Source organism: Streptomyces sp. TOM-9 (genome assembly GCF_056858595.1).
This window is the reverse complement of the sequence record NZ_JBXEQB010000001.1, coordinates 1,832,472-1,856,177: the sequence shown is the minus strand read 5'-3', so window position 1 is coordinate 1,856,177 and position 23,706 is coordinate 1,832,472. Positions and strand designations below refer to the sequence as shown.

Below are 23,706 nucleotides of genomic sequence, written 5' to 3'. Positions count from 1 at the left end.
GTCAGGACGCGGCCCGGACGGCGGCGGCCCACGCGCCGGGGCTGCGGTGGTGGTTCCGGTGTCCCGCGACCAGGACGAGGCGCAGCCGCGCCAGGTGCCGGGTGTCCGGGGGGAGTTCGAGCCCCGACAGCAGGGCGAGCGCCGCATCCGGCCGCAGGTCGCCGTGGACGTCGTGGTACGAGGCCAACAGGGCCCTGAAGAGCGCCCCGTGCAGCGCGGGGAGGCGTGCGGCCACGTCGTACGCCTCCTCCTTCACCGGCCAGGGCACCGGGCCCGAGCCGTCCAGCACTCGCCGGGCACGGAGCAGCAGCGCGGGGGAGGCGTCCTCCCGCAGACGCTCCAGGTCACGCCCGAGGACCTCGGCGAAGGCCGTCGCGGCGGTGCTTCGGTCCTCGAACCAGTCGACCCACAGGGAGTAGGTGACGGGTTCGGCGTCCCGCTCCGCTTCCAGCCGCCGGCGGTAGCCGTCCCAGAGCGCACCCGACGGCAAGGGGCCGTCCGGCCCGCGGTCGGCCATGAGGATCTCGCAGGTCACCCCGTAGTCGTCGAGGAGGTCCAGCAGCCCGAACGCGAGCCGCACCCGGCCTTCGGCGTCCAGGTCGTCGTCGACGAAGACCTCGTGGGCCCGGGAGTGCGCGATCTCGTTCGTGGTGAACCGGCGGCCCGGGTGCTCGTCGTCCGTCCACGCGTCGTCACCGGCCTGCCGCACGCCGCGTGCGGCGAGCCAGCGCCGGGCGTCCTCCGCGGTCCCCGTACCCACGTGTGCATCATGCCTGCGACGCGTCGCGGAGGCGGCCGTATTCCTCCGTCATCGCCTGCGTCGACCAACCGGCGTTCAGGCCGCTGGGGTTGGGCAGGGCCCAGATCCGGGTGCCGCCGATCGTGCGTTCCTGGGGGCCGATGCGGGCGCGGGGCTCGGCGAAGGCGACCCGGTAGGCGGTGACGCCCACGACGGCGAGCCAGCGCGGCTCGTACCGCAGGACCCTCTCCGTCAGCAGCCGCCCGCCTTCCAGCAGTTCGTCGCGGGTCAGTTCGTCGGCCCGGGCGGAGGCGCGCGCGACGACGTTGGTGATCCCCAGCCCGTACGCCGGGAGTTCGTCCTGTTCCGCGGGGTCGAGCCGGCGCGGGGTGAAGCCGGAGGCGTGCAGCACGGGCCAGAAGCGGTTGCCGGGGCGGGCGAAGTGGTGACCGGTGGCGGCCGACATCAGCCCGGGGTTGATGCCACAGAAGAGCACCCCCAGGCCGCCGGCGATCACGTCGGGGATGACGCGGTCGCGGGCGGCCTCCAGCTCGTCCGGGGTGGGGCGGGTGCGCCTGACCGTGGTCAGAGGATGGCCCCGGGGGTGTAGGCGGCCGCCTGCGGGTGGCGCTCGGCGACCTCGCCGACCCGGCGTACGACCTCCGCGACCTGGTCCGCGGCCGCACCCGTGAAGGAGAGGCGGTCGGCCATGAGCGCGTCCAACCGGGCCCGGTCGAGCGGGATGCGCTCGTCCTCGGCGAGCCGGTCCAGCAGCTCGTTGCGCTCCACGCCCTTCTCGCGCATCGCCAGCGCGGAGGCGACCGCGTGCTCCTTGATGACCTCGTGCGCCAGCTCGCGGCCGACGCCGGCCCGCACCGCGCCCATGAGCACCTTCGTCGTGGCGAGGAACGGCAGGTAGCGGTCGAGCTCGCGGGCGATGACGGCCGGGAAGGCGCCGAACTCGTCGAGGACCGTCAGGAAGGTCTCCAGCAGGCCGTCGAAGGCGAAGAACGCGTCCGGCAGGGCGACCCGGCGCACCACCGAGCAGGAGACGTCGCCCTCGTTCCACTGGTCGCCGGCCAGCTCGCCCACCATCGACGCGTAGCCGCGCAGGATGACCGCCAGGCCGTTGACGCGCTCGCAGGAGCGGGTGTTCATCTTGTGCGGCATGGCCGAGGAGCCGACCTGGCCGGGCTTGAAGCCCTCGGTGACCAGCTCGTGGCCGGCCATCAGGCGGATCGTCTTGGCGAGCGAGGACGGCGCGGCGGCCAGCTGCACCAGCGCGGTGACGGCGTCGTAGTCCAGCGAGCGCGGGTAGACCTGGCCGACGGAGGTGAAGACCTCGGAGAAGCCGAGGTGCGAGGCGATCCGCCGCTCCAGCTCGGCGAGCTTGGCGGTGTCGCCGCCGAGCAGGTCGAGCATGTCCTGCGCGGTGCCGACCGGGCCCTTGATGCCGCGCAGCGGGTAGCGGCCCAGCAGGTCCTCGACCCGCGCGAAGGCCACCAGCAGCTCGTCGGCCGTGGTCGCGAAGCGCTTGCCGAGGGTGGTGGTCTGGGCGGCCACGTTGTGCGAACGGCCGGCCATGACCAGCTCCGCGTACTCGGCGGCGAGCCTGCCGAGCCGGGTCAGCACGGCGACGGTGCGGTCGCGCACGTGCTCCAGGGAGAGCCGGATCTGCAGCTGCTCGACGTTCTCGGTGAGGTCGCGCGAGGTCATGCCCTTGTGGACGTGCTCGTGCCCGGCGAGGGCGTTGAACTCCTCGATGCGCGCCTTGACGTCGTGCCGGGTGACCTTCTCCCGCTCGGCGATCGACGCCAGGTCGACCTGCTCCAGCACCCGCTCGTAGTCCGCGAGGGCCTGCTCCGGCACCTCGATCCCCAGGTCCTTCTGGGCCCGCAGCACGGCCAGCCACAGACGGCGCTCCAGCACCACCTTCTGCTCGGGGGACCACAGGGTGGCGAGCTCCGCGGAGGCGTAGCGGCCGGCCAGGACGTTGGGGATGCGGGGCTTGGAAGTCACGTAGCGAGATTCTACTGCGCGTCGGCGCAGGTCAGCGCCCCGCACCGGTCTATGCGCGTAGCGCCGTGGGGTGCCCGGGAGTACCCGGGGAGTACGCGGGGTGGGTCCGTTCGTCGTCGGGCCGACCACCGAGGGCCACCCGGAAGTCTTACGGCGGAGATCATCCGGCTCTACCCTTCCGCCGTGAGAACCATGCTCTGGACGGTGCTGGCCGTCGTGTCCGGCGTCATCACCCTGGCCGGCGCCACCGGCATCTTCGTGGCGAAGCACCCCCTGGACATCGCCCTCTCGTGCCTCGTCGCCATCGGCGCCGGGTCCGCGGCCCGATACGCCTGGCGGAAGGCCCAGGGCCCGCGCGACCTCCAGCGCGCCCGCCTCCCCGGCGGCAACGCCCGCCCGGGGCGGTCCCGGCGCCGCTGACGTTCGGACCTGGCACGACTGCCGGTTATCCGTCCGGCTCGGCCCGCGCGAGCTGGTGGAGATCGCGCCAGGCAGGCCCCCTGGCCGGCGGTCGACGCCAAGTTAGGTCATGCGCATGCCGTCATGGCCGAATGCGATCCAGTCGCCCGGACATGATCCCCATAGCGTTTCCCCGACCCGGATCCGCAGACGAGGGGAGGGCACATGCGCGACATCGGATGGCCGGCGAACGACATCCAGTGGGGCTCCTACGACATCAACTGCTAGACCCCGCACATGACGAAAGCGCCCCGCCGTCCCCTGGGCCGGCGGGGCGCACTCGCGGGTCGGGCCGTGGTCAGGCGTTCCCGCACTGTTGCCCGGGGCGGGACGGCGCCCCGCTCAGAGCTCGAACGGCACCAGTTCGGCGCGCTTGGGCGGCAGGCCGTCGCCGGAGGAGCGGCCGGTGAGGCGGCGGCTGATCCAGGGGACGAGGTGCCGGCGCGTGAAGCGCAGGTCGGCGGCGCGGCGGGCGGGCCACGACAGGGGCACGTACGTGGGCAGCGCCTCGGTCCAGTCGAACTGCGGGGTGTGGCCGAGGGTCTGCCAGACCGCCTCGGTGACGCGGCGGTGGCCCTCGCCGTCCAGGTGCAGCCGGTCGTCCGCCCACAGCCGCGGGTCGCCCAGCACAGGGGCGCCGTACAGGTCCACCACGAGCGCGCCGTGCCGGGCGGCGAGGTCGTCGACGAAGCCGAACAGCTGCTCCATGCGGGGCAGGAACCGCGTCGCGACCGGGCCCCGGCGGGCCGGGCTGCGCATCAGCACCAGTTGCCGGCAGTTCGGCGCCAGCCGCTCCACGGCCTCCTCCAGCAGCGCGCACACCTTCGCCACGTCGCATTTGGGACGCAGCACGTCGTTGAGCCCGCCCACCAGGGTGACCAGGTCGGCCTCCATCGAGGCGGCGGTCTCCACCTGCTCGTCCACGATCTGCTGGATGAGCTTCCCGCGTACCGCGAGGTTGGCGTAGCGGAAGCCCGGGGCGTGGGCGGACAGGCGCCCGGCGAGGAGGTCGGCCCAGCCCCGGTAGGAGCCGTCGGGGAGCGCGTCGGACATGCCTTCGGTGAAGGAGTCGCCGATCGCGACGAAGCTGGTGTGGGTGGCGTTCATCTGCATGGCGCGCGTGATCCTACCGGCCCCGCGGGCCGTCGCTTCAGGCGGCCGGTGCGTGGCCCACGAGCTCCTTCAGCACGTCCTCCATGGTGACCAGGCCGATGCCGCGGCCCTGGTCGTCGACGACCGCCGCCAGGTGCGCGCCGCTGGCCCGCATCGCCGCCAGGACGTCGTCCAGCGGGGTGGCGGCGACGACCCGGGTGATCCGGCGCAGGGCGCCCCGCGGGAAGGGCTGGTCGTGGCGGCTGGGGCCGAGGGCCAGGGCGTCCTTCACGTGGAGGTAGCCCAGGATGCGGCAGGCGTCGTCGGTCACGGGGAAGCGCGAGAAGCCGGACCGTGCGGCCAGGCGCTCCAGCCCCGCCGGGGTCATCCCGAAGCGGGCGGACACCACGCGCTCCCACGGTACGACGACCGCGCGGACCGGGCGGCGGCCCAGTTCGAGGGCGTCCTGCAGGCGGATCGCGGCACGCTCGTCCAGCAGCCCGGCCTGGCCGGCGTCGGTCACCATCCGGGCCAGCTCGTCGTCCGAGAACACCGCCGCGACCTCGTCCTTCGGCTCGACCCGCAGCAGCTTCAGCAGCCCGTTCGCGAGGGCGTTGACCGTGAAGATCACCGGACGCAGCGCCCGCGCCAGGGTGACCAGCGGGGGGCCGAGGACGAGGGCGGTCCGCTCCGGGGCGGCGAGCGCGATGTTCTTCGGCACCATCTCGCCGAGCAGCATGTGCGCGTACGTGGCCAGGGTCAGGGCGATCGCGAAGGACAGGGCGTGGATGGCGCCCTGCGGTACGTGCAGCAGGTGGAAGAGCGGCGCGAGCAGGTGCTCGATGGCCGGTTCCGCGACGATGCCCAGCACCAGGGTGCACAGCGTGATGCCCAGCTGGGCGGCGGCCATCAACGGCGACAGGTGCTGCAGCCCCCACAGCACGTGGCGCGCCCCACGCTCCCCGGCCTCCGCGCGGGGCTCGATCTGGCTGCGCCGGACGGAGATCATCGCGAACTCGGCGCCGACGAAGAAGGCGTTCACGACCAAGGTCAGCGCGCCGATGAACAACTGCAGGAAGATCATCGCGCATCCGCCGTCCCGTCGTCCGCGTCCTGCGGGGCGAGCCCGTTCTGCGCGCGCGGCGCCGGGGAGATCAGCCGTACGTGCGCCGCGCGGTGGTGCGAGTCGTCGGTGACCTCGACCATCCAGCCGTTCACCTCGACGGTGTCGCCGGTGGCGGGGATCCGCCCGAGCCGCTCGGCGACCAGGCCGGCCAGTGTCTCGTAGGGGCCGTTCCCGGCGCGCAGGCCGATGTGCGCGAGCCGGTCGGTCCGCACGGCGCCGTCGGCGTCGTAGACACGGCGGCCGGTGCGGTCCTGGTGGATGAAGGCCAGGTCGGGGGTCTCCTGCGGGTCGTGCTCGTCGCGGACCTCGCCGACGACCTCCTCCACGATGTCCTCCAGGGTGACGACGCCCGCGGTGCCGCCGTACTCGTCGATGACGACGGCCATGCTCATCGAGCCGGAGAGCCGGTCCAGCAGCCGGTCCACGCCGAGCGTCTCGGGGACCGGCACCGGCTCCCGCAGCAGCGGGGTGATGGGGTGGCCCTCGCGGCGTTCGTAGGGCACGGCCAGGACGTCCTTGATGTGGACGATGCCGATGACGTTGTCCAGGCCGCCGCGGTGCACGGGGAAGCGGGACAGCCCCGTGGCGCGGGTGATGTCGGCGACGTCCTGGCAGGTGGCGCCCTCCTCCAGGGCGACCACCTGGACGCGGGGGGTCATCACGTTCTCGGCCGTCAGCCCGGCAAGGCTCAGCGTCCGTACGAACAGCTCCGCGGTGTCGGCCTCCAGCGCGCCCGCCCGGGCGGAGTGCCGGGCCAGGGCCACCAGCTCCTCGGGGCTGCGGGCCGAGGCGAGCTCCTCGGTGGGTTCCATGCCCAGGCGGTGCAGCACACGGTTGGCGGTGTTGTTCAGGTGGCGGATCAGCGGGCCGAAAGCGGCGGTGAAGACGGTCTGCGGCGGGGCGACGGCCTTGGCCACCGGCAGCGGCCGGGAGATCGCCCAGTTCTTGGGGACGAGCTCGCCCACCACCATGAGCACCACCGTGGAGATGCCGGTGCCGATCACCAGGCCCAGTGACGCGGCCCCGGCGGCGGACATCCCCAGCGCGCGCAGCGGGCCGGCCAGCAGCTCGGCGATGGAGGCCTGCGCCAGCATGCCGATCACCAGGCCGGTGACGGTGATACCGAGCTGGGCGCCCGACAGCTGGACCGTCAGGCTGCGCACGGCCCGCAGGGCCGCGGAGGCACCGCGCTCGCCCGCCTTCTCGGCCCGTTCCAGGTCGGTGCGCTCGACCGTGGTCAGGGAGAACTCCGCGGCGACGAAGACGGCGCAGGCCAGGGTCAGCAGCAGGGCGACGGCCAGGAGCAGCACTTCGGTCATCGGGACACCTCGGTCCCATGATCGGTCAGACCGGGGTGGACCGCGCGCTGCAGGCGTGGGCGACTGGAAGGGAGACGTGACGGACTCGCAGGGTCGTCCATACGCCCATCGTAGGAAGCGCCGGCGCAACGGACAGCCCGGGAACGCGGCCAGGGGGTGCGCCCCGGACCCGCCCGGCGCGCTATCGGGTGCGCTGGAAGGGCTTGGTCCAGCGGCGCCAGTGGTGCTCGGGCGCGTAGCCCGCCGAGCGCCAGGCGTGGTGGGCGCGCTCGTTGCGCTCCAGCACCATGGCGTCGCCGCGCCGGCCGCCCAGCGCGGTGAAGCGCTCCTCGGCCGCCGCCAGCAGGGCCCGGGCGATGCCCTGCCGCCGCCGCTCGGGGTGGACCGCCAGCCGGTACAGATGGCAGCGCCAGCCGTCGAAGCCGGCGATGACCGTGCCGACGAGCACGCCGCCGTCCTCGGCGAGCAGCAGGGCCTCGGGGTCGCGTGCGATCAGGCGCGCGACGCCCTCCGGGTCGTCGCTGACGCTGGTGCCCTCGGCGGCCGTCTTCCAGAAGTCCAGCACCCGTTCGGCGTCGGCCGGTACCGCGCTGCGTATCCCGAGATCGTCCATGAGGGTCAGCCAACCAGCCCCCGGGCCCGGGCGGCGAGCGTATTACGCCTCCGCGCGCTCTTACCCGTGCACTTCCCCGTGCCCTTCGCCCGGTTCGTCGCGGCGCAGCTCCTCGATCACCGGGGCGAACGCCTCCATCGAGGGTTCCAGCACCGTGACGTAGCTGAAGCCGAAGCGCTCGCGGCCCCGCCGCAACTGCTCCGCGATCTCCGCGACCGTGCCGACGAGCAGCGTCGGCAGGTCGAGCAGCTGTTTCTCGTCCAGATGCGGCGCGTGCGGGGCGAACTCCCCGGCCGCCGCCCCGCGGTCCCCGGTGATCACGACCCGCTGGACGAGGACGTTGAACTCCGGGTCGGTGCCGTACGACGTGGCGAAGCCGCGCGCGGTGGCGACCCGCTCCTCCACGGTCGCGGCGGACAGCAGCCGCAGCGAGCCGTCGTCCTTGGCCGGGTCGGCCTCGGCGCCGGTGAAGGCGACGACGGCCGCGTGCCGTACCGCCAGGCGCAGCATGCGCGGGCCGTTCCCGCCCAGGAGCAGCGGGGTCAGGGGCGCACCGGCGGCGTCCGCGGCATCCGGCCCCGCGAGCAGCCCGGTCAGCGCCTCGACGGTGCGTTCCAGGTGGTCGACCCGGTCGCGGGCGGTGCCGTAGGCCAGGCCCGCGCGTTCGAACTCGGCGCGCACGTACCCCGCGCCGAGGCCCAGCTCCAGGCGGCCGCCGGTGAGCCGGGCGGTGGTGGCGACCTCGCGGGCCAGCAGGACCGGGTTCCAGAACGCGGCGTTGAGCACGAAGGTCCCCAGCCGTGGGCGCCGCGTGGCGTTCGCCGCCGCGACCAGCGAGGGGAACGGCGCGGGCCAGTCCAGGTGGTCCGGCACCTGCAGGACGTCGTAGCCGAGTGCCTCCACCCGGCGGCACTTGCGCTCCCACGCGTCGCCCTGCGCGGGCTCGAGCAGATTCACACCGAACCGGAACCGTCGCGCCATGACCGCCCCCCTCGTCCCGTCCCGTCCGCCGGTCAACGACCTTCCCCGCCTCCGGGCCGCTCACTCGTGGGCGATCGCGGCGAGGACGTTCATCCTGGAGGCGCGCAAGGCCGGCAGCAACGCCGCGACCAGGCCGACCACCACCGAACCGGCCATGACCGCCCCCACCGTGGTCCACGGGACGGTGAACGCCCGCATGCCCTCCAGCGCCAGCACCTCGTGCGTGACCAGGCCCCAGACCAGCCCCAGGGCGAGCCCCAGCACCGCGCCGAAGACCGCGATCACCACGGACTCCAGCCGGATCATCCGGCGCAGTTGCAGCCGCGACAGACCGATCGCCCTGAGCAGCCCGATCTCCCGGGTGCGCTCGATCACCGACAGGGCGAGGGTGTTGACGACCCCCAGCACGGCGATGATGATCGCCAGCCCGAGCAGGGCGTACACCAGGTTCAGCAGCACGGAGATCTGGGTGCGCACCAGCTGCTTGTAGTCGGCCTGGTCACGGACCTCCACCTGCGGGTAGGGCTTGAGGGCCCGCTCCAGGTTCGCCCGCAGCGTCGGCTTGTCGGTGCCGGGGGCGGCGTTCACGTAGAGCGCGGCGTCCTGGCCGCGGGGGAGGAACCGCTCGGCGGTGGCCAGGCCCATGGTGAGGGTGGCGTCGTCGCCGAGCAGGGTGCTCTGGCTGGTGGTCAGCGCGCGCAGGGTGAACGTCGTGGAGCGGCCGTCGACGAAGCGCACGGGGATGCGGCTGCCCACGCGCAGCCCGTGGTGGGCGGCGTACGTCGCGGACAGGGAGAGGCTGTCGCGGGCCAGGGCGTGCGCCGTGTCGCCCGCGGCGTAGTCCAGGTTGAGCGCCCGGTCCGCGCCGGGGCCGATCGCGGTGCCCGTCAGCTTGGTCGTGCGGTGGTCGGGCAGGGTCATCAGGACGGAGACGTACCGCACCCGCACCACCTCCCCGGCCCCGCGCACCTTCCGCACGCGGTCGGTGATCTCCGGGGAGAACGGCGCGAACTGGTCGCCCTGCACGACGTAGTCCGCGCCCAGGGCCCGGTCGATCTCGTGGTCGAAGGAGCTCGCCATCGAGGTGCCGGCGATGGACATGCCCGTGACCAGGGCCAGCCCGATCATCAGCGCGCCGGCGGTCGCACCCGTGCGGCGCGGGTTGCGCAGCGCGTTGCGCTGGCTCAGCCGCCCCACCGGCCCGAACACGTGGGGGAACGCCCCGCCCAGCACCCGGATCACCGGCCGTACCAGCAGCGGCCCCACGACCACCGCCGCGATCAGCGAAAGACCGATGCCGATCCCCAGGAACGTCGCGGCGTCACCGGTGCTCCCGGCCACCGCCGCCCCGGTCAGCGCCCCCGCGGCCACCAGCGTCGCGACCGCGCCGCCCACCGCCCGCGACCGCAGGCTCCGCGCGCTCCCGGCGACCTCGGCGTCGGACAGCGCCGCCATGGGGGAGACCCGGGCCGCCCGGCGCGCCGGCAGGTAGGCCGCGACCAGCGTCACCAGCAGGCCGACGGCGTACGCGGCGGCGGGTACGCGCCAGCGGATGACCATCTCGGCGGCGTCGATGTTCATCCCGAACACCCCGAGCAGCCGGATCAGCCCCGCCGCCGTGCCGACCCCGCACAGCAGGCCCAGGGTGGAGCCGACCAGCCCGAGCAGCAGCGCCTCCACCAGCACCGACCGCCGCACCTGCCCGCGGTCCGCCCCGAGCGCGCGCAGCAGACCGAGCTCCCGGGTGCGCTGGGCGATCAGCATCGAGTAGGTGTTGACGATCAGGAAGACCCCGACCAGGACGGCGACCCCGGCGAAGCCCAGCATCACGTACTTGATCACATCCAGGAAGGTGGCCAGGCTCTCCACCGCCGACTTCGCCTGCTCGGCCTGGGTCGTGTACGTGTAGTGCGGACCGAGCGCGGCGGCGATCCGCTTCTTCAGCACGTCGTCGGAGACCCCGGGCGCGGCGTCGGCCTGCACCGAGGTGGCGACCCCGGTCCGGCCCAGCAGGCGCGACTGCGAGGTGGGGGTGTCGACGAACAGCAGGGCGGCGCCGGGATTGGTCGTGGTGAAGGTGGCGATGCCCACGAGCCGGACCGGGAACGCGCCCGGCTGCGCCAGCACCCGCAGCCGGTCGCCGATCTCCAGGTGACGCTTCGCCGCGGTGTCGGCGTCGATCAGCGCCTCGTCGGGGCCGTGCGGCGCGTGCCCGCTGGTCAGCCGGACGGGACTGCGCGGGTTCCCCGACCAGTTGGTGGCCAGGGTGGGCGCGCCCGTGGTCGGGCCGACCGGCTGGTCCGCGGCGTCGACCACGGTGGTGTTGCGGACGGTGACGTCGATCCGCGCGTCGGCGACGCCCCGTACCGCCTTCACCCGGTCCAGCAGGGACGCCGGCAGGGTGCGCACCTGGCCGGAGGCGAACTGCTGGTCCTCGCTGAAGGCCTCCGGGGGGCCCACCGTCACATCGGCGGCCGTCGAGGCGAACAGGCGGTCGAAGGTGCGGTTGACGGTGTCGGAGAAGATCATGCTGCCGGTGACGAAGGCGACCGACAGCAGGACGGCGAGCGCGCTGAGCAGCAGCCGGCCCTTGTGGGCCAGGAAGCTGCGCAGCGTCGCCCGGAGCATGCGCCGTTGCCTAGCCGTGCTTGCGCAGCGCGTCGAACCGCTTGAGCCGTTCCAGGACGCCGTCCGCGGTGGGCCCGTGCATCTCGTCGACGATCCGTCCGTCGCCCAGGAAGAGCACCAGGTCCGACCAGGCCGCCGCGGTGGGGTCGTGGGTCACCATCACCACGGTCTGGCCGAGGGCGTCCACGGCTTCGCGGAGGAAGCCGAGCACCTCGGCGCCCGCCTGCGAGTCCAGGTTGCCGGTCGGCTCGTCGGCGAAGATCAGCTGCGGCCGGGAGGCCAGCGCGCGGGCGCACGCCACACGCTGCTGCTGGCCGCCCGACAGCTGTGCGGGACGGTGCCCCAGCCGGTCGCGCAGGCCCAGCGTGTCGATCACCCGGTCCACCCACTCCCGGTCGGGTCTGCGGCCGGCGATGTCCATGGGCAGCGTGATGTTCTCGGCGGCCGTGAGCGTCGGCAGCAGGTTGAACGCCTGGAAGACGAAGCCGACCCGGTCACGGCGGAGCCGGGTCAGTTCGCGTTCCGCCAGACGGGTGATCTCGGTCTCGCCGATCCAGACCTGCCCCGAGGTGACCGAGTCCAGCCCCGCCAGGCAGTGCATGAGCGTGGACTTGCCGGAGCCGGAGGGCCCCATGACGGCGGTGAAGCGGCCGCGGGCGATCTCCACGTCCACCGCGTCCAGCGCCACCACCCGTGTCTCGCCCGTCCCGTACGCCTTCGTCAGCGCGGTCGCCCGCGCGGCGGGCTCCGCTCCCGCCTCGATGCCCTCTGTGTCCGCTGCCGTCCATGTCGACACGCTTGCCCCCCAAGATGAGGAAGTGCGTACTTGTCCGTATGCGACCCGAGCGTAGGTCGTCGGGTGCGGTGCCGCATCGTCCCCGAGGGTGAGCGCCGGGGGCGCGCGGGCGGCCGCCGTGCGACCGCGAGTTCGGCCGGCCGAAACCGGCCGGCCGTCCCGGTACGTCTGTAGGTGCACCCGGGACGGGCACGGTGTGGCCGGGACGGGGACGAGGACCAGTACCGAGGGGGGACCGAATCGATGGTGCATGCACGTATCCGGACCGGGTCCGGTGGCCGCAGGCGCACGCAGGCCTGGGCGGTGGCGCCCGTGGTGGCGCTGCTGGCCCTGGCGCTCCAGGGGTGCCAGGACCCGGCGGCCGACGACGCCGGCGACAAGCCGTCCGCGACCGCGCCGGGCACCCCGGGCGCGGCGCGGTCGTCCGCGGCGTCGCCGGGGCAGCCGTCCGCGTCGTCGCCGGGTGGGACGGCCGGCGACCCGTGCGCCCTGGTGACGCAGGAGGAGGCCGAGCGGCTCGCCGGTACGGCCCTCGAACCCGGTCGGGACCTGGAGGGGACCTGCACCTACCCCGCGCCGGAGTCGGGCCCGACGGCGCAGGTCGAGGTCTTCGCGGGGGAGTCGGGGAAGAACTACTACGACGCCGAACGCGGGCTCGGCCACGAACTGAAGCCGCTCGACGGCATCGGCGACGAGGCCTGGCTGGAGGACGGATCGGTCTTCCTGCGGGTGTCCGGTCAGTGGGTCGCGATCCGGCTGGTCCGCAACGAGGAACCGTCCCGGTTCGACGAGCCGCTCGAAGAACTGGCGCGCACGGTGGCGGGCCGCCTCTGAACGCGCTCCCCGTGCGCCCCGGAGCCCCGTCGGGCCCCGGAGCCCCGTCGGGCCCCGGGGCGCACGGGCTCCGGGCGGATGCGCCCGGGAGCCGCTTGTCACTGCTAGTGCATCGGCGCTAGCTTGAGGGTATGGCCAAGACGCAGTTGAACGTGCGGGTGGACGAGACCACCGCCGCGGCCGCCCGCGAGCGGGCCGCGCAGCGGGGCGTCAGCGTCAACCGGTACATCGAGGAACTCGTCCGGAAGGACGCGGGGGAAGCGGGCCGCAGCTTCGTCGAGGCCGCCGCCGACTTCATGCAGCGCTACGAGTCCGTCTTCGCCGAGGAGTTCGGCACGGAGCGCGAAGGACGCCGTTGACCCTGCAGATCGACCTCGCCTGGCTGCTCATGGTCGCCGAGCACAACACCCCCGGTGACCCCCAGGTGACCGACTGGGGCGCCCTCGTCGCCGCGGTCGGCCGCCACCAGGCGGAGATATTCGGCGTCCCCGTCTACGCCGACCCCCACGAGCGGGCGGCGTGCCTGCTGCAACTCCTGGTCCATGTACCGGCCCTGGAGCGGTCCAACGCGCTCTTCGCCTCCGCGGTCGCCTACGCGTACCTGGTGGCCAGCGGCCTGAAGGTCGCCACCTCCCCCGAACGGGTGCGCGACCTGGCCCGGCTGGTCAAGGGCGGCACCGCCGACGTGCACGAGATCGCCGACGAACTGCGCACCTGGTGCGTCTGAAGCCCGGCCGCAGACCGGGCCGGCCGTCGTCAGGCATCGGCCTCCTGGTGCAGTTCGAGGCTGACCAGAAAGTGGATCACGGCGTCCACCCACGGAGCCGTCGCTGCCCCGGCTGTTTCCCCGTCCGAGCTCCCGGCGAAGGAGTCGAGCAGCGCCGCGGCGGACTGGAGCCCGGTGCGGCGGAGCCCTGCGGCCGCCGCTGCGAGGCGGTCGCGAGCGGAAGGACTGCGGCCGCGCAGGCCGCTGTGCGCGATGTCCGCGAGCGCGGACAAGCCCGATTCGAGTGCCTGGGCGATCGGGTCGCGGGTGTGCGGAACAGCCTCGGAGAGTGGCCCCGCGCCCTCGCCTGCTTCGAGGTCGGGTACGACGAGGCCGTCCTCGGTGAGGACGGCCAGCGGGTCGAGCGCCGGACGGCCGCCCTCCCGGCCCAGCAGGCCGCTCACGAACCGGACCCGGGGACTGCCCAGTGCCGTGGCCAGCGCGTCCAGGCCGCCGGGACAGGCGGGGTTGTGGTCGGCACGGACCACCGCCGCGTTGCCCGACGGATCCCGGACGACCGCTTCGAGTCGTTGCCGAGCGGCGTCGTAGCCGACGGACTCGACGCGGGCCACGGCCAGTACCCGGGCGGTGTCGGCCTCCACCCTGGGCCGGATCAAGCGCGGTGGCCGGCCCTCCCAGGAGGACAGCGCTGCGGCGAGATCGCTGATCAGGAGGGAGTCGGGGAGATCGGCCCAGGCCGAACCGAGCGGCGTGACACTCGTGGGGGCGATGCGTCCGCGTCCGATGGTCACGGTGCGGCTGGGACTGCGGGATATGTGCTCGCTGACGACGTTGGCCCCGGACAGCGCCCGCAGCGGGGATCCGAGCAGGCGGCGTGAAGCCAGGTCGTGGCCGGTGAGGGAGTGGCCTTCCGCCACCTCCCAGCGCTTGCGCAGGACCAGGGCGATCCCGGCGGCCGGGTGCGCGAAGTACACCTCGGCGGTGCGCTCCGACGCCGTCCGGCCGGTGACCCGGCAGCCGAGGGAGACCAGCCGCACCCGGCGCAGCGGGGTATCGGCCGGCTCCTGCGTACCGAGCACGCCCGGGCGGTCGGACCCACCCGCGCGACGGCGGGCGTGCAGTTCGGCGAGGAGGTGCGCCACACGCCCGGCCTCGTGGTGCGCATCGCGCCCGGCGTAGGCGTCGACCTGGCGGCGCAGGTCCGCCATGATCGCGGCGGGCCAGTGGAGCGAGGCATCCGACAGCTCCGCGCCGGCGCGGTCCAATTGCGCTGCGAACACCGGGGTCGTGTGCGCGATGCCGTCCAGCAGCAACTCATCGGCCAGGGCGACGGCGGCGTCGAGCGCGTCGTCGGCGTCCGGCGCGGCGGGTGGGCGTCCGCCGACGGCGACCTGCGCGTCCGCGCCGGCTTGGGCGTCGTCGTCCGCGGCGCGGAAGGCCCAGACCGCAAGCGTGATCATCTCCCCGCGGCGCGGGGCCGCGGCGTCGGTGAGGGCGTAGCCGAGCTGGTGCGGGACGGGGAAGCGCACGGTGCACGTCGGCAGATCGGCCGTCGGTACGGGTCGCGCCGCGTTCGGGCGGTGCACGGTCGCCGAGAAGCCGCGCTCCCGGATCCGGCGCGCGGCCAGCAGAGCGGCCCGTCCCAACGCGGCCTCGAGCGCGGCGTCGTCGAACTCGCCCGGCGACCAGGCGGTCACTTCCGGGCCTGTGGGTTCGGCGGTACCGGCCAGCCGCTGGTACGCCAGTACCAGGCTGATCCGATGGCGGCACACGCCGGTCGCCGCGCAGTTGCACTCCGCGGCTTCCAGGCCGGCCCCGACGGGCAACCGTGTCCGGGTGCCGTCCGGGTAGGTGCCGCGGACGGTTCCGTCGGCCTCGCAGCTGACGTCCGGCCCCGAGCCGGCATCCACATCCTTGGCGGCGCGCTTCACCAAGCCGCGGTTGGCGAGGGAGGCGAGCGTGTCGGTGGTGAGGGCCAGCAGATCCTCACGCGGCGGCGCGCCGGCAGCCGAAGCAGTCGTCCCACCGTTCACCGGGCCACCTTCTCGGCGACGAACTCGGCCAGCCGCCCAGGGGTCATGGCACCCACGTGGGCTCCCTCCTGGGCCAGCCGGGCCGCGAGTGCCCGGTCGTAGTCGGGGTTTGCCTCCTCGTCCAGCGCGGCCAGGCCGAGCACGGTCGCGCCCTGCTGGACGAGGCTGCGCACGGTGCGGACCAGCCGATAGGCATCGCCGCCCTCGTAGAAGTCGGACACGATCGCGACGATGGTGCGGCGTGGGTTGTCCACCAGGTCCGCGGCGTAAGCGACGGCGCGTGCGATGTCCGTACCGCCACCGAGCTGGACCCGCATCAGCAGCTCCACCGGGTCGGTGACGTCCGCGGTCAGGTCGACCACCTGGGTGTCGAAGGCGACGAGGTGCGTGCGGAGACCGGGCAGGTTCCACAGACAGGCTGCGGTGACCGCGGAGTGGATGACCGAGCCCGCCATCGAGCCGGACTGGTCCACCAGCAGGATCAGCTGCCACTGCTGGAGGTGCCGCCGAGTCCGTGAGTGGAAGCGCGGCCGCTCGATCAGTATCCGGCGCTCCTCGGGCTGGTAGTGGGCCAGGTTCGCCCGGATCGTGCCCCGGAAGTCGAAGTCCCGCGCCAGCGGCAGCCGGCTGGGGCGGCGCGAGCGGGCGCCGGCGAAAGCCCGGCTCACCTCCGGGCGCAGCCGTTCCATCAGATCCCTGACCACCGCCTCGACGATGCGCCTGGCCATCGCCAGCACCTGCGGGTTCATCAGGTGCTTGGTGCGCAGTACGGCGCGGAGCAGGGTCGCGTTCGGTTCGACGCGGGAGAGCACGTCGGGGTCGGTGACGATCTCGTTGATCTCGTACTGCTCCACGGCGTCGCGCTCGAGCCGCTCGACGGTCTCCTTGGGGAACAGCCGGTGGATGTCGTCGAGCCAGTCCACCGCGGTGATCAGGGAGGCGCCGTCACCGCCCTCCCGTCCTGCGGAGGCGCCACGGCGCACCCCGCGTCGCACCAGGTCCGGGTCGCGGCCGTAGAGCCAGTCCAGTGCCACGTCGCGGGCGGCGGCCTGCGGGCCGAGCGGGCCCGTGCAGCGGTCGGCCGGCGCACCCAGGATCAGCCGCCACCGTTCCAGCCCGGCGTCGGGGAGCTGCGGGGCGGAGCCGGCCGTGGGGTGGTTCCGCGCGGTCATCGCTTCGCCTGCCCGGCTCGCAGACCGTACCTGTCGAGCAGGCGGATCACGTTCTCCTCCAAGGCGCGGGCGCGGGCGAGTACCAAGGGGTCTGCGGACGTGCGCAGCAGTGAGCGGGCCGAGCCGCGTCGGCCGCGACGCTCCAGCAGTTGCTCCGCGATGCGCTCGCGCTCACGGGGCGGGAAGAAGGCGAAGGCCTGCCGCAGCGCGGGCAGGCCGATCAGGAAGTCCGTGTCCGCCATGGAGACGACGATCTCGTCGAGTACGTCCAGCAGGGAGGGGCCCGACCCGTCGGCGAGGGTTCCACCGCCGCCCGTCAACTCGTCCCGGGCCAGGGCGAACAGTCCGGCCAGCCAGTCGCCGAGCTCCTCGGGATCCGAGGTCGCGAGGAGACGTGCCTGGCCGACGGCGTCGTCACCGGCCAGGCCGAGGGACAGCCGCAGGCCCAGAGCCGCGCCACGCAGGTCCGCGGGGCCGGCGGCGTCGGCACCGATCCGCCGGGCCGTGTCGGCCGCCGCCGTCCGGGAGAGCGTCAGCAGGCACTCCGCGTGCCGCAGTGCGTCGCGGGCGGCGGACAGGGCCCGCAGCCGGGCGAAGTCGACCCCTTTGCCTCCGTGCAGGCCCTCGGCCAGCCAGAACACCCGGTCGACCGCCTTGTCGACGACTTCGCCGAGCAGGGGATTCCCGGCCGTGCCGTACACGCGGTCGTGCCGCCACAGCTGGAGCGCGGTGGTCAGCACCTCACCGGCCGGGCCGAGCTCACCGAGCCCGCGCACGCGGGACGCCAGGGAGCCCAGCAACTCGGTGGAGAGCGTGTCCGCACCGCAGAGCACCGCGTCGAAGAGCACCTCCGACAAGGTGGCCGTGGCCGCATCCGGCGACCCACCTGGTGTGCCCCCCGCGGACCGCACGCGCGCCGACAGCGCCACGGCGGCGGCCTCCTCCAGCCGCGCGCCGTACGCACCGGCCTCGATCAGCGCCGCCTCGCGTCCGTGTGCCGGGCCGGGCTCCCAGCGTTCGGCGAAGACCGGGTCCGATCCGGCCGCGGGGCCCGAGGTGCGGACGTGCCCCGGAACGCCCAGGACACGCAGCCGGTGCAGCAACCGGCTGCGGGCGAGGCCGGCCGGATCGGTCAGGTCGGCCGTGGCCCGTTCTCCCAGGACGATCCCGCACTGCTGCAACTGGGCCGCCACATCCAGGACGAGCGGCGGGGCGGGCGTGTCCGGATGCAGGAGGCCGGTCCGGTCGCCGGTGCTCGCGGCGACCATCTCGACCACCGCCGGATCCGTGCCCGGCGTGAGCGTGCCGTGCCCGGTCCAGGGCAACGGCTGCTCCAGAGCATCGCTGAGCACCGTGGCCGCCAGGCCGTCGAGCACATCGGTCCGGGCCGGCAACGGGTGCCCGCGCATCGCGGCCAGACCCTGGGAGAGGCTCCTGGCCGCGATCAGATCGGCGGTCGACACCGGAAGACGTCGTCCTCGCAGCCGTCCGACGACCTGTTCCAGCAGTCCGTCCGCCGCTGCAGCGGGGCCGTGTTCCCACAGCAGTTGGTAGTAGCCGGGCGAGGGCATGCCGGACTGGTAACCGGCGAAGGCGTCGAGCTGGTGGAAGGAGTACGGCACCAGGAAGCTGCCGCCGACGGCCCCGGCGGGCGGTTCGGGGATCCCGGGCCACGGCGCCGGCGTGGTCCCCGGTGCGTCCGTGGTGCGGACCGGTGGCGCGGCCAGCGCCCGCAGCGCCGGCGTGTGGAATCCGCCGGTGACCACGAGCACCGGCCGCTCCTCCGCCCGGGCGGCCGCGGCGCGGACCCAGGAGGCCATGTACTGCTCCCGCGCCCGGTCCCCCTGTTCGGCCTCGGAGTCGCCCCGTACCAGGTCGAAGTAGGCGTCGAGCCGCCGCTGGAGCCCCTCCGGACCGGCGATCTCGAACAGCCGGTCCCACAGCGCGTCGACGCAGTCCACGTCGAACCGGCTGCACAGGCGCTGCGTCGCCGCCGCGTAGCGGGCCTCGGCGTCGGCGTAGCGGTTGGCCAGCGGCTCCGGGCGCCCGGTGAAGGCCGGGTGCCAGGCGGGCAGGTCGATGAAGCGCACCTGTGCGCCGGCGGCCCGGCCGGACCGCAGCGCGACCCACTCGGGGGAGTAGTCGCACAGCGGTGTCCAGGACGTCGCCGTGCGCTCTTCGTCGCGGTAGTGGCTGAACACGGCGATCGGCAGCTCATGGCCCAGCAGCAGCTCGTCCAGCCGCCCGTTCATGTCGGCCGGCCCCTCCACCAGTACGTAGGCAGGCCGGAGCGCCTCGATGGTGCGGGCCACCAGGAGGGCGCAGGCCGGCGAGTGGTGGCGAACGCCGATGAAGACCGTGGTCATCAGTCGGCCAGCAGGTGTCGTGCCTCATGGAGGGCCTGCCACTGGGCGCCGTGCCGACGCCCTGCCTGCTGGTCGAGGAACCGGCGAAGCCGGGCCAGGTCCTCCGGGCTGTCCTTGGCCGCCGTGCCGGCCAGACAGGTGACCAGATCGGCGGCGTCGCCGGGCTCCCCGCGCAGGAACCAGCCGCGCACGCCCACCGCGTGCGCCACCGAGACGGCCTCCGCCGTGCTCATCACAGCGGAGAGCCGCTCGCCGGACGCCTGCTGCCCGCGCAGCTCGCGAAAGGTCCCCACCAGTACCTCGAGCACGTCACGGTCCGGCGGCGCCTCCACCCCGGACCGGCGCAGCAGGGCTCCCGCCTCCGCTTCGACGAGTGCGAGCTCGGTGTCGAAGTCCGCGATGGGGAAGACCGTCTCGAAGTTGAATCGCCGCTTGAGCGCGGCGCTCATCTCGTTGACGCCCCGGTCACGGGTGTTGGCGGTGGCGATGACGTTGAATCCGCTCCGCGCGAAGACCATACCCTCGGGACCGTCCAGCTCCGGAACGGCCAGGACGCGTTCGGACAGCAGCGAGAGCAGGCAGTCCTGCACCTCCAGCGGACAGCGGGTGATCTCCTCGAAGCGGACGATCCGGCCCTCGGCCATGCCGTGCAGCATCGGCGCGGGCACCAGCGAGCGCGGTGACGGCCCCTCGGAGACGAGCAGCGCGTAGTTCCAGGAGTACTTGATCTGGTCCTCGGTGGTGGCCGCGCCGCCCTGGACGGTCAGCGTCGAGGTGCCGCTGACCGCCGCGGCGATCAGCTCCGACAGAAGCGACTTGGCCGTGCCCGGCTCGCCGACCAGCATCAGGCCGCGGTTGGTCGCCAGCGTCACCAGCGCGCGCTCGACCAGGGAGCGGTTGCCGACGAACTTGCGGCTGATCCCGGCCTCCGCGTCCCCGACGATGAACCGGCGCGCCGCCCGCAGGCTCAGCTGCCACCCCGGCGGGCGAGGGTCCTCGTCCCGGGCCCGGAGAGCCGCCAGTTCCTCCGCGTACCTGACCTCGGCAGGGGGGCGCTGCAGCGGGGAGCCTTCCGGATCCGGAGCCCGGTCGGGCGGCCGGGTCGCGGATGCGTCGTCGACGGCGGTCACCGGGCCGTCACCCCTTCCAGGTCGGCGAGCAGTTCGCAGGCGGCGATCGGGTCGAGGTCGCCGAAGCGCAGTGGGTACTCCCGGCTGGACCAGTGGTCGCAGGGCTCCGTGTCCAGCCAGACCGTCTCGAAGGTCTGGTCGGGGAACATGTCGACGACGCCGACGGCGATGCCCTCGTCCAGGGCGATGACCAGGTGACAGCCCTCGGCGAGCCGCTTGGAGAACCACCGCTCGACACCGGCGTCCTGCGGCTCCCCCCGCTCCCACCCCCGCTTGGTCAGTCCGAGCAGGCGGCCCACCGGCACCTTGCACCCCTCGAACCGGTGCAGGCGGTTGGCGGTCTCCTCCTGCGGCGTCAGCCGAAGCACCGGTCGGCCGAGCTGCGGGAAGGGCTGGAGGATCTCGTAGTCCGCGAACAGCTCGGACCACTGCGGCACCGTGCCGCCCAAGTGCAGCGGATGGGCCAGCCGGACCGTCGCCTCGGCGGCGAGCGTGAACTCGTCGTCGTTGACGTCGGCGAAGCTGCGGTCCTCGGCGACCCTGAAGGCGGTCGCCGCGCCGGCCGTGTCGGCGAGCCAGACCAGCCGGCGCACCAGATGCCAGACCAGGGGGTGCTGCACGAACAACTCACGGAACTCCGCCGCGGTCCAGGTCCGCTGCGTGACCATGGCCGCCTCCAGACGGCGGATCTGGTCGGAGGCGATGGTGCGGACGTCCTTCTTCAACGCCGCGAAGCGCTTGCGCTCGGCCGGGGCGAGCTCCTGGTCGTCCTTGACGCCGGGGGCGGGCAGATCCTTGCGGCGCTTCCCGTCGGCGTCCAGCACGAAGGGACGCAGCTGCTCGTCGAAACCCACCGTGAAGCGGCGCGTGCCGTAGTCGACGACCGTCGTGCCGTCCGGGTCCAGTGCGAGATCGGGCACCAGGCGGTCCGCCAGCTGCTCGCCGCTCAGCCCCAGTCCCTCCGCCACCTCGGAGATCTTCTCCTGGGCCCGGACCTTGAGCGCCTTGAACTTCACCCGCTGGGCGACGCCGTGGAGGTGCATGAGGGCGACGTCGCTGCCGATCTCGGCCAGCACGTTCAGGCCCTCGACCGCGCGGTGGTGCGCACCCTGACCCGGCCAGTCGCGCAGGATCGGAGTGAGCCGTCGCACCGTCCCGTCGTCCCCCAGCCGACCGAGTGCGTGCAGGATCCAGCTCTCCTTGGCCGGCATGGCCGCCTGCCGCCACTCCTCGAACAGGGCCCAGACGAAGTCGGCCAGCGAGTCGGCGCGGCACGTCTCGCCGACGACGGCGACCCCGGGGTACGGGTCACCGGGTTTCGACAGGGCGAGCATGGTCAGCACGTGGCGGACCGCCTCGTCCGGCAGTGCCTCGCCGGAGGTGAGCAGGATCTGCGGGAGCACCGAGGGCTGCACCCAGCTGGGCAGGGCCGGCATCCGGGCGGGGAGCGCGATCTCCAGGGGGTCCGCGGCCAGCGTCTCGGCGACGATCCCGGCCGCCTCGCCGCCGTGTGCCGCGGTCACGGCGGCCAGGACGGCGTCCGTCCCCTCGGCGGACGCGACCAGGCGCAAGGCCTGTTCGGCCGCCTTCCGGGCCGGGCCGGGCTGTCCGACGGCGTCCGGTACGAGCAGCAGGCCCGCGTCGATCCCGTACCGGGCGAACCAGGAGCGGGCCGTCATCTGCACCGACTTGAGCCGGACCAGCCCGTCCGCCATCAACCGTGCCGCGCCCAGGTCGAGGAAGGGCATCAGGAGCGGGGTGAGGTGCGCCGGCTTGGCTGAGGCCACCTTGAGGGCGAGCGGCAGCGCCGCCATGCCGTATTTGGCGACGACAGGCTTGAGGAGGTCCGCGCCACCCCAGAGGTCCTCCGGCGACCACTTCTCCAGCCAGGGCGAGAGCACGTCGAGTGGGCCCTGGACGAAGAAGCGCGTCGATTGCCACAGGCCCGATTCGCGTCCGAGGATCGTGCGGGCCTCCTGGTCCCAGTCGGTCGTCCGGGGGTATTCCCAGCCCCAGGACGGGTGCCCGGCCCAGCGCTCCCTTTCGCCCTCGCGCCACGCCAGCCGCCGCGTGCCGTCCGGCACCAGGCCCGTGAGCACCCGTGGCTTGAGGGGTGTTCGCCTGCGCGTCCAGGGCGGTGAGACGAGCAGCGCCGGCAACACCTCCGGCGCCGCCTCGGTGACGCGCTCGCGCGCACCGTCGAGCGACCGCACCAGTTCCGCCGCCGCAGTGCCGAGTCGCGGCAGCAACTCGGGCAACCGCGCGTTGTTCAGCATCACGTGCGTGTTGAGGAGCTGGCGTGCCGCAGGGGCGTTCTTCCCGTCCTTGAGGCCCGCTTCGGCGAGCAGACGCAGGGCCCGGCCCGGGTAGCGCTGCATGGCCTCCTGTATGGCGGGGCGGATGTGCTTGTTGTCCAGACGGGACAGCAGCAGCCTGAAGGCCTCGTCGGTCGGGAAGTTCGCCACCGCCATGGTGATGCTCCGGAACTGGTCGGCGTCCCAGGACCGTTCGATCGCCTCGTTGAGGAAGGGCACGCACTCCGTGCCCAGGCCGTCGGCGAGCGTGGCGACCAGTGTCACGGACCAGCCGCGCCAGACGAGCTTGGGGGCCGGGCCGAGCCGGCCGACCTGCCCGGGATCGTCGAGCGCGCAGAGCAGCAGCGGCCGGAGCACGTCACCGCCGGATCCGTAACCGGGCTCCTCGGCGATGCACTCGTCGGCCCAGCCGGTCGTGCCCGGCGCGAGATAGGCGGCGACGACCCGGCGCCGCGCGGTGGTGCGGCACTCACGCAGCGCGGTGACGGTCTCCTGGTAGGTCTCGTCGTCCGCGCAGGCGAGCAGCGCACGCACCCGGTCCGCCAGCTGACGTGCGGGTTGGGGCGCGATGTAGTCGGTCAGGCCCCGGAAGCGCAGTGTCGGAATGCCGTGACCCTGTCGATGCCGTTGGCCGGCGTCGATGTCGAAGACCTCCACGACCGCGCGGGCGGCGAAGGCCGGCCCGTGGCTCGCGGCCCACGCGTCGGCGAACGGGAAATCCTCCCTTGCGGCGGGGGGCCAGACGGGCGTCACCAGGTTCGCCAGGACGGCTGCCCCGAGGGGGTCCGGCTTCCCCGCCAGATAGGCGCGCGCTGCCTTGACCAGGGCCGGATTCGCCTGCTGTGCGGCGAGCACCTGCTCGATCCAGTCCAGCTCGGCCGCGATCCGTTCCTGGACCTGGTCGGTGGCATCCGGCGCCGGCACGGCGACGCCCCGCCGAACTCCGCCGCGGCGCGGGTGCAGCACCCGGCGCCATGAGCCGGGCAGGACGAACGTGTCCTCGTCGGGAAGTGCGCCCTCCGGCGGCGCCTCCGGCTCGGGCTGCGATTCCGGCTTGGCCGCTGCCGCTACCACTGCCGCTGCCGGCTCCGGCGGCTGTGGTGCCGACGAACCGACCTCGAGGTAGCCCTTGCGCTCCTTCTCGGCGACCAGCTTGCCGAAGTGCGCCGATGCCGCTTCGGCCGACCCCAACTCCTTCTCCTGGAGCCGCCCCTCGGCACCCATCCGTCCGTAGCGCACGGTCACCAGCGCGCCGTCGACCGCTGCTTCCCAGAATTTCGCGGATCCACCACCGACAAGTTCCCAGCGCCGCACAGCAACCCCTCCCACCCACGACCGCACACCGGAGGCATCACTC

Annotated in this window: 19 protein-coding genes; 4 read left to right on the top strand and 15 right to left on the bottom strand. The window is 73.6% G+C overall.

Going from position 1 to position 23,706, the window contains the following annotated elements:
• Nucleotide 1: 1 nt before the first annotated feature.
• From AC1VWI_RS08780 to purB, 3 genes are all read right to left on the bottom strand, one after another.
• Nucleotides 2-760 (bottom strand): hypothetical protein, encoded by a 759-nt coding sequence (locus tag AC1VWI_RS08780; protein WP_499510390.1) that lies wholly within the window; start codon nucleotides 758-760, stop codon nucleotides 2-4.
• Nucleotides 761-767: 7 nt separating this feature from the next.
• Nucleotides 768-1,256, bottom strand: a complete 489-nt coding sequence (mug, locus tag AC1VWI_RS08775) for a G/U mismatch-specific DNA glycosylase (RefSeq protein ID WP_499510389.1) — start codon at nucleotides 1,254-1,256, stop codon at nucleotides 768-770.
• A 68-nt stretch (nucleotides 1,257-1,324) separates the two neighbouring features.
• Nucleotides 1,325-2,758 (bottom strand): adenylosuccinate lyase, encoded by a 1,434-nt coding sequence (purB, locus tag AC1VWI_RS08770; protein WP_499510388.1) that lies wholly within the window; start codon nucleotides 2,756-2,758, stop codon nucleotides 1,325-1,327.
• Between the two features lie 183 nt (nucleotides 2,759-2,941).
• On the opposite strand from purB, the gene AC1VWI_RS08765 reads away from it, so the two are divergent.
• Nucleotides 2,942-3,178, top strand: a complete 237-nt coding sequence (locus AC1VWI_RS08765) for a hypothetical protein (protein ID WP_499510387.1) — start codon at nucleotides 2,942-2,944, stop codon at nucleotides 3,176-3,178.
• Nucleotides 3,179-3,559: 381 nt separating this feature from the next.
• Here the strand turns inward: AC1VWI_RS08765 and AC1VWI_RS08760 are convergent, their stop codons facing one another.
• The 7 genes from AC1VWI_RS08760 to AC1VWI_RS08730 form a co-directional block, all read right to left on the bottom strand.
• The gene (locus AC1VWI_RS08760; protein WP_499510386.1) at nucleotides 3,560-4,330 is read right to left on the bottom strand and encodes an SGNH/GDSL hydrolase family protein; all 771 of its coding nucleotides are present in this window, start codon (nucleotides 4,328-4,330) and stop codon (nucleotides 3,560-3,562) included.
• A gap of 37 nt (nucleotides 4,331-4,367) precedes the next feature.
• Nucleotides 4,368-5,393 carry a hemolysin family protein gene (locus AC1VWI_RS08755; protein ID WP_499510385.1) on the bottom strand — a complete coding sequence of 342 codons (1,026 nt, stop codon included), beginning with the start codon at nucleotides 5,391-5,393 and terminating at the stop codon, nucleotides 4,368-4,370.
• Entirely contained in the window at nucleotides 5,390-6,754 is a 1,365-nt protein-coding gene (locus AC1VWI_RS08750) for a hemolysin family protein (RefSeq protein ID WP_499510384.1), read from the bottom strand. The genes AC1VWI_RS08755 and AC1VWI_RS08750 overlap by 4 nt, the downstream gene beginning before the upstream one ends.
• Nucleotides 6,755-6,935: 181 nt before the next feature.
• Nucleotides 6,936-7,367, bottom strand: a complete 432-nt coding sequence (locus tag AC1VWI_RS08745; protein ID WP_499510383.1) for a GNAT family N-acetyltransferase — start codon at nucleotides 7,365-7,367, stop codon at nucleotides 6,936-6,938.
• A gap of 60 nt (nucleotides 7,368-7,427) precedes the next feature.
• Nucleotides 7,428-8,348, bottom strand: coding sequence for a TIGR03621 family F420-dependent LLM class oxidoreductase (locus AC1VWI_RS08740; protein WP_499510382.1), 921 nt, complete (start codon nucleotides 8,346-8,348; stop codon nucleotides 7,428-7,430).
• 60 nt (nucleotides 8,349-8,408) lie between these two features.
• Complete coding sequence (locus tag AC1VWI_RS08735) at nucleotides 8,409-10,976, bottom strand: ABC transporter permease (protein WP_499510381.1); 2,568 nt, start codon at nucleotides 10,974-10,976, stop codon at nucleotides 8,409-8,411.
• A gap of 10 nt (nucleotides 10,977-10,986) precedes the next feature.
• Nucleotides 10,987-11,772 carry an ABC transporter ATP-binding protein gene (locus AC1VWI_RS08730; protein ID WP_499510380.1) on the bottom strand — a complete coding sequence of 262 codons (786 nt, stop codon included), beginning with the start codon at nucleotides 11,770-11,772 and terminating at the stop codon, nucleotides 10,987-10,989.
• 243 nt (nucleotides 11,773-12,015) lie between these two features.
• Between AC1VWI_RS08730 and AC1VWI_RS08725 the strand changes: the two genes are divergently transcribed.
• The 3 genes from AC1VWI_RS08725 to AC1VWI_RS08715 all read left to right on the top strand — a co-directional run bounded on the left by AC1VWI_RS08725 (nucleotide 12,016) and on the right by AC1VWI_RS08715 (nucleotide 13,333).
• Entirely contained in the window at nucleotides 12,016-12,606 is a 591-nt protein-coding gene (locus AC1VWI_RS08725; protein WP_499510379.1) for a DUF3558 domain-containing protein, read from the top strand.
• Between the two features lie 131 nt (nucleotides 12,607-12,737).
• On the top strand, nucleotides 12,738-12,965 hold the full coding sequence (locus tag AC1VWI_RS08720; protein ID WP_499510378.1) for a toxin-antitoxin system HicB family antitoxin: 228 nt from the start codon (nucleotides 12,738-12,740) through the stop codon (nucleotides 12,963-12,965).
• Nucleotides 12,962-13,333, top strand: a complete 372-nt coding sequence (locus tag AC1VWI_RS08715) for a fic family toxin-antitoxin system, toxin component (RefSeq protein ID WP_499510377.1) — start codon at nucleotides 12,962-12,964, stop codon at nucleotides 13,331-13,333. Before AC1VWI_RS08720 ends, AC1VWI_RS08715 begins: the two co-directional genes overlap by 4 nt.
• A gap of 29 nt (nucleotides 13,334-13,362) precedes the next feature.
• Here the strand turns inward: AC1VWI_RS08715 and AC1VWI_RS08710 are convergent, their stop codons facing one another.
• From AC1VWI_RS08710 to AC1VWI_RS08690, 5 genes are read right to left on the bottom strand one after another with little or no spacing between them, the layout of a single operon-like run.
• Nucleotides 13,363-15,366, bottom strand: a complete 2,004-nt coding sequence (locus AC1VWI_RS08710) for a YehQ family protein (protein ID WP_499510376.1) — start codon at nucleotides 15,364-15,366, stop codon at nucleotides 13,363-13,365.
• On the bottom strand, nucleotides 15,363-16,538 hold the full coding sequence (locus AC1VWI_RS08705) for a VWA domain-containing protein (RefSeq protein ID WP_499510375.1): 1,176 nt from the start codon (nucleotides 16,536-16,538) through the stop codon (nucleotides 15,363-15,365). Before AC1VWI_RS08705 ends, AC1VWI_RS08710 begins: the two co-directional genes overlap by 4 nt.
• Entirely contained in the window at nucleotides 16,535-18,904 is a 2,370-nt protein-coding gene (locus AC1VWI_RS08700) for a DUF5682 family protein (RefSeq protein WP_499510374.1), read from the bottom strand. Before AC1VWI_RS08700 ends, AC1VWI_RS08705 begins: the two co-directional genes overlap by 4 nt.
• Entirely contained in the window at nucleotides 18,904-20,034 is a 1,131-nt protein-coding gene (locus AC1VWI_RS08695) for an ATP-binding protein (RefSeq protein WP_499510373.1), read from the bottom strand. The genes AC1VWI_RS08700 and AC1VWI_RS08695 overlap by 1 nt, the downstream gene beginning before the upstream one ends.
• Nucleotides 20,031-23,663 carry a WGR and DUF4132 domain-containing protein gene (locus tag AC1VWI_RS08690; protein ID WP_499510372.1) on the bottom strand — a complete coding sequence of 1,211 codons (3,633 nt, stop codon included), beginning with the start codon at nucleotides 23,661-23,663 and terminating at the stop codon, nucleotides 20,031-20,033. The genes AC1VWI_RS08695 and AC1VWI_RS08690 overlap by 4 nt, the downstream gene beginning before the upstream one ends.
• Nucleotides 23,664-23,706: the final 43 nt, after the last annotated feature.

What these genes read in the sequence shown, in the direction of transcription:
- AC1VWI_RS08760 (WP_499510386.1), bottom strand. Translation starts at nt 4,330, where the DNA reads ATGCAGATGAACGCCACCCACACCAGCTTCGTCGCGATCGGCGACTCC.
- AC1VWI_RS08755 (WP_499510385.1), bottom strand. Translation starts at nt 5,393, where the DNA reads ATGATCTTCCTGCAGTTGTTCATCGGCGCGCTGACCTTGGTCGTGAAC.
- AC1VWI_RS08750 (WP_499510384.1), bottom strand. Translation starts at nt 6,754, where the DNA reads ATGACCGAAGTGCTGCTCCTGGCCGTCGCCCTGCTGCTGACCCTGGCC.
- AC1VWI_RS08745 (WP_499510383.1), bottom strand. Translation starts at nt 7,367, where the DNA reads ATGGACGATCTCGGGATACGCAGCGCGGTACCGGCCGACGCCGAACGG.
- AC1VWI_RS08740 (WP_499510382.1), bottom strand. Translation starts at nt 8,348, where the DNA reads ATGGCGCGACGGTTCCGGTTCGGTGTGAATCTGCTCGAGCCCGCGCAG.
- AC1VWI_RS08735 (WP_499510381.1), bottom strand. Translation starts at nt 10,976, where the DNA reads ATGCTCCGGGCGACGCTGCGCAGCTTCCTGGCCCACAAGGGCCGGCTG.
- AC1VWI_RS08725 (WP_499510379.1), top strand. Translation starts at nt 12,016, where the DNA reads ATGGTGCATGCACGTATCCGGACCGGGTCCGGTGGCCGCAGGCGCACG.
- AC1VWI_RS08720 (WP_499510378.1), top strand. Translation starts at nt 12,738, where the DNA reads ATGGCCAAGACGCAGTTGAACGTGCGGGTGGACGAGACCACCGCCGCG.
- AC1VWI_RS08705 (WP_499510375.1), bottom strand. Translation starts at nt 16,538, where the DNA reads ATGACCGCGCGGAACCACCCCACGGCCGGCTCCGCCCCGCAGCTCCCC.
- AC1VWI_RS08700 (WP_499510374.1), bottom strand. Translation starts at nt 18,904, where the DNA reads ATGACCACGGTCTTCATCGGCGTTCGCCACCACTCGCCGGCCTGCGCC.